The following is an 828-nucleotide window of genomic DNA, read 5'->3' as shown; positions in this document are numbered from 1 at the left end:
GCATGGCACCGGTACGACGCTGGGCGATCCGATCGAGGCGCAGGCGCTGCTGGCCACGTATGGCCGGGGCAGGTCGCCCGAACGCCCGCTGTGGCTGGGGTCGTTGAAGTCCAACATCGGGCATGCGATGGCTGCCGCGGGTGTCGGTGGCGTGATCAAGATGGTGATGGCGCTGCGGCATGGTGTGCTGCCGAAGACCTTGCATGTGGACGAGCCGACGCACCAGGTGGACTGGTCGTCCGGGGCGGTGGAGCTGCTGATGGAGGCGCGGTCCTGGCCTGACGTGGAGCGGGCGCGCCGGGCCGGGGTGTCGGCCTTCGGGATCAGCGGGACCAATGCGCATGTGGTGTTGGAGCAGGCGCCGGTTGTCGAGCAACCGGTGCGCGAGGGCGGCGACGCCGGTGGTGTGGTGCCGTGGGTGGTGTCGGCCCGGTCGGATGTGGCGTTGCGTGAGCAGGCGGCGCGGTTGGCGGAGCAGGTGACGGCGTTGCCGGGGGTGTCTCCGGCGGACGTGGCGGCGGTGTTTGTGTTCCCGGGTCAGGGTGCGCAGTGGGTGGGTATGGCGCGTGAGCTGGTGGAGCAGTCGCCGGTGTTTGCGGAGGCGTTGGCCGAGTGTGGCCGGGCGTTTGAGGGGCTGGTCGACTGGTCGTTGGATGAGGCGCTCGGGGATGAGGTGCTGCTGGCCCGGGTGGATGTGGTCCAGCCGGTGCTGTTTGCGGTGATGGTGTCGTTGGCGGCGGTGTGGCGGTCGGTGGGTGTGGAGCCGGCCGCGGTGGTTGGGCATTCCCAGGGTGAGATCGCTGCGGCGTGTGTGGCCGGGGCGTTGTC

Annotated in this window: 1 protein-coding gene; it reads left to right on the top strand. The window is 70.3% G+C overall.

What is annotated here, in order from left to right; all coding sequences use genetic code 11:
• The coding region (locus ADL29_RS07470; RefSeq protein WP_157878411.1) for an acyltransferase domain-containing protein at positions 1 to 828 on the top strand (828 nt) is incomplete at both ends.

This window comes from Streptomyces chattanoogensis (genome assembly GCF_001294335.1).
GTDB lineage: Bacteria > Actinomycetota > Actinomycetes > Streptomycetales > Streptomycetaceae > Streptomyces > Streptomyces chattanoogensis.
The sequence above is the reverse complement of the archived record's forward strand: the minus strand, read 5'-3'. Positions and strand labels throughout refer to the sequence as shown.